This is a genomic window from Candidatus Erwinia dacicola (genome assembly GCF_001756855.1).
Lineage (GTDB): Bacteria > Pseudomonadota > Gammaproteobacteria > Enterobacterales > Enterobacteriaceae > Erwinia > Erwinia dacicola.
This window is the reverse complement of sequence record NZ_MAYS01000021.1, coordinates 1-3910: the sequence shown is the minus strand read 5'-3', so window position 1 is coordinate 3910 and position 3910 is coordinate 1. Positions and strand designations below refer to the sequence as shown.

At 53.0% G+C, this 3910-nt stretch carries 3 protein-coding genes and 1 pseudogene; 3 read left to right on the top strand and 1 reads right to left on the bottom strand.

Annotated features, from left to right (window positions below):
• Positions 1-408 precede the first annotated feature (408 nt).
• Both BBW68_RS00475 and tyrA read left to right on the top strand, forming a co-directional pair.
• The gene (locus BBW68_RS00475; RefSeq protein ID WP_070133552.1) at positions 409-1488 is read left to right on the top strand and encodes a 3-deoxy-7-phosphoheptulonate synthase; all 1080 of its coding nucleotides are present in this window, start codon (positions 409-411) and stop codon (positions 1486-1488) included.
• Positions 1489-1494: 6 nt separating this feature from the next.
• Positions 1495-2616 (top strand): bifunctional chorismate mutase/prephenate dehydrogenase, encoded by a 1122-nt coding sequence (gene tyrA / locus BBW68_RS00470; RefSeq protein ID WP_070133551.1) that lies wholly within the window; start codon positions 1495-1497, stop codon positions 2614-2616.
• Positions 2617-2659: 43 nt separating this feature from the next.
• On the opposite strand, the pseudogene BBW68_RS15225 reads toward tyrA, so the two are convergent.
• A pseudogene (locus BBW68_RS15225) lies at positions 2660-3321 on the bottom strand (ABC transporter substrate-binding protein); the annotation flags it as partial.
• A gap of 108 nt (positions 3322-3429) precedes the next feature.
• Here BBW68_RS15225 and BBW68_RS00455 point away from each other — a divergent pair.
• The coding region (locus BBW68_RS00455; protein WP_070133548.1) for an IS6 family transposase at positions 3430-3910 on the top strand (481 nt) is incomplete at its 3' end.

Here is a 3910-nt window from a genome sequence, read left to right as displayed (position 1 = left end):
GGAACAGGAGCTTTGCAGGGTGCGATATGTACATGAAAGGCAGTATAAAATACAGCGATGAGGGTGGAAAGGACTTCGGCTGCGTAGAAGACGAGCTCACGCAGCAGGCGTGCTACAGTCCTGTTCCCTGACTGAGACTGAGTATAGATCGCGACAGTCGCGCAGGTAACGGAAATGATTGAGTTTTTTAATATCGGCGTCATAATTTAAAGTTAAATGTACATTTGACTTTCATGAATAGAATTATTTATTTCTTTGTTTTTAATTATTTATTTTTGTTTTATGGCGGTGTTTTAATGTGTGTGGTAATAAATGTGTACATATCGTTATTGTATTCTGTACGCATTATGGTACAGTTTTTTCAACCTCGCTGAGGATTCCTATTAACGATTTGCTAGGATGACGATCATGCAAAAAGATGCGCTGAATAATGTTCATATTGCCAACGAACAGGTTCTGATTACCCCGGAAGAACTGAAAAGGCGGTTCCCGCTGAATAGCATGCTGGAAGGTCAGATTGCCGCTTCACGTCAGACTATTTCTGACATCATCAGCGGGAAAGATCATCGCCTGCTGGTGGTATGCGGTCCGTGTTCCATTCACGATACCGAAGCGGCCCTCACCTATGCCCGTGACCTGAAAGCGCTGGCGGATCAGGTTGGCGATCAGCTGTACATCGTGATGCGCGTTTACTTTGAAAAGCCACGTACTTCTGTGGGTTGGAAAGGGTTGATCAACGATCCACACATGGATAACACCTTTGATATGGAAGCGGGCCTGCACATTGCGCGCCAGCTGCTGCTGAATCTAGTGGAGATGGGCATGCCGCTGGCAACCGAAGCGCTGGATCCGAACAGCCCGCAGTACTTGGGTGATCTATTCAGCTGGTCTGCGATTGGTGCCCGTACCACCGAATCCCAGACGCACCGCGAAATCGCTTCTGGTCTTTCAATGTCGGTTGGCTTCAAAAACGGCACCGACGGCAGCTTGGGTACTGCGATTAACGCCATGCGCGCCGCAGCAATGCCACACCGCTTTGTCGGTATCAATCAGGCAGGGCAGGTGTGCCTGTTACAGACTCAGGGCAACCCAGATGGGCATGTTATCCTGCGCGGCGGCAAAAAACCTAACTACGGACCGGAAGACGTGGCGCAGTGTGAAAAAGAGATGCAGCAGGCGGGACTCCGCCCCTCCTTGATGATAGATTGCAGTCATGGCAATTCTAATAAAGATTTCCGTCGCCAGTCGGGCGTTGCCAAGTCTGCGGTTGCGCAGATCAAAGATGGCAACCGCTCTATTATCGGCCTGATGCTGGAAAGCAATATTCACGAAGGCAACCAGTCCTCCGAGCAGCCGCGCAGTGATATGCGCTACGGGGTTTCTGTCACTGATGCCTGCATCAACTGGGAAACCACTGAAAGTCTGCTGCGTGAAATTTATCAGGATCTGAACGGAGTGCTGGCGGCGCGTCTGTCGCAAGAGGGTTAACGAGTTATGGTGGCTGAACTGACCGCGCTACGCGATCAAATCGACGAAGTGGATAAAGCGCTGCTGGATCTGCTGGCAAAACGGCTGGAGCTGGTAGCGGAAGTGGGCGAGGTGAAGAGCCGCTACGGATTACCGATATACGTCCCGGAACGGGAGGCCACGATGCTGGCTTCGCGCCGCGCCGAGGCTGAAAAGCTTGGTGTGCCGCCGGACCTGATCGAAGATGTGCTGCGCCGCGTGATGCGTGAATCCTACACCAGTGAAAATGATAAGGGCTTCAAGCCCTTGTGTCCTGAGCTGCGTCCGGTGGTGATTATCGGCGGTAAAGGGCAGATGGGACGGCTGTTTGAAAAGATGCTAACCCTGTCCGGTTACCAAGTGCAGATCCTCGACAAAGGGGACTGGGACAATGCTGAGGCGATGCTGGCGAATGCCGGTATGGTGATTATCAGCGTGCCTATCTACCTCACCGAACAGGTGATTGGTGAACTGCCGCCGCTGGCGCCGGACTGCATTCTGGTTGGTCTCGCTTCGGTGAAGAATAAACCGCTGAAGGCGATGCTGGCAGCACACTCTGGCCCGGTATTGGGCTTGCACCCGATGTTTGGGCCGGATAGCGGCAGCCTAGCGAAGCAAGTAGTGGTCTGGTGCGATGGCCGCCAGCCGGAAGCCTACCAGTGGTTCCTCGAACAGATTCAGGTTTGGGGCGCACGCCTGCAACGCATCAGCGCGGTGGAGCACGATCAAAACATGGCGTTTATTCAGGCGCTGCGCCACTTTGCGACCTTTGCCTATGGCCTGCACTTGGCCGAAGAAAACGTACAGCTGGAGCAGTTACTGGCGCTTTCCTCACCGATTTACCGCTTAGAGTTGGCGATGGTTGGGCGACTGTTTGCGCAGGACCCGCAACTTTACGCTGACATCATTATGTCGTCGGAAAGCAACCTAGCGCTTATTAAGCGTTATTATCAGCGCTTTGGCGAGGCGATTAAGCTGCTGGAGCATGGCGATAAGCAGGCATTTATTGACAGTTTCCGCCGCGTAGAACACTGGTTTGGCGACTACGCTAAACGTTTCCAGGCGGAAAGCCGCACGCTACTGCGCCAGGCTAACGACAGCAGAGCGTAGCCGTAGGGGACGACCCTTTTTCCCGGTCATCCCTCGTTAAAGTCTATGATGCTGACCGCAGAAGATCAGTCTCTCCACGTTTTTTGCCGTGATAGTGTGTGCGGAGAAGCGCTGATACCACTGTCAGCCTGCTGCTGCATATCAATATCGCCAAACTTCTGCAGAAAAAGTTTCTTTGCCAACTCCCCCCAGCGCCATCGCTTCCGGCATCGGATAATCCCAGGGCTTTGCGTATTCCGGCAGATACACGCGATGATTTTTACCGCACCAACCGTCTGCCAGACGGGCTGCTGATTAATTTCATTGATGACCTGTGGGTAGCAATCCTGCACGAATATCACCTGTGGGTTCCACGCCAGAATCTGCTCCATTGATACCTGCTTATAGCCCTTAACAGTAGCGGCCGCGACGTATCAGCCCAGTATATTTACCGGAACCGTAGGTCGTCAGCTCAGGATTAGCTATATACACGCGAATGCGCTGCGCCTGCGGCACGGTTTGCAGCCGTTTGGCTACCTGCTGGCATTGACTGAAAGTCGCCGCAATGAGCTTCTCTGCCTGAGGCTGGCGGTTAACCACGTCGCCAATCAGGCGAATACCCTTTTTTAGCCCGTCGTTGTAGGCCTGCTCTTCATTACTCAACTGCGGACTCAGCTGAGCTGCCTGCCGGGTGTCGCTGCGTAGAGAGAGGGCGACCACGGCAATGCTGTCGCTACCGATGTAAAACTGGGTTTTCCACAACTTGGGGGTGGCACTGTTGCAAAGATCTGGCGATGGTAAACTGATGCCACTGTTTAGTTGAAGGAGCAGCACATGAACCCATTTAAAGGTCGACATTTTGAGCGTCATATTATCCTGTGGGCCGTCCGCTGGTACTGCAAATATGGCATCAGTTATCGTGAGCTGCAGGAGATGCTGGCTGAGCGAGGGGTAAATGTCGATCACACCACGATTTATCGATGGGTTCAGCGTTCTGCACCTGAAATGGAAAAGCGGCGGCGCTGGTACTGGCGTCAACCTTCCGGTTTTGGCTCATGGCATCTCGATGAAACCTACGTGAAGGTCAACGGACGCTGGGCTTATCTGTACCGCGCCGTCGACAGCAGGGGCTGCACCATTGACTTTTACCTGTCTTCACGTCGTCACACCAAAGCCGCCTATCGCTTTATGGGTAAACTTCTGAATAATACGAAGCGCCTGCAAATTCCACGGTTGATCAACACAGATAAAGCCCCGACGTATGGGCGGGCGCTGGCATTGCTGAAGCGGGAAGGTAAATGTCCGCAGCATGTGC

Excerpts from the sequence above, each read along its gene's own strand:
- BBW68_RS00475 (WP_070133552.1), top strand. The coding sequence starts at position 409 with ATGCAAAAAGATGCGCTGAATAATGTTCATATTGCCAACGAACAGGTT.
- tyrA (WP_070133551.1), top strand. The coding sequence starts at position 1,495 with ATGGTGGCTGAACTGACCGCGCTACGCGATCAAATCGACGAAGTGGAT.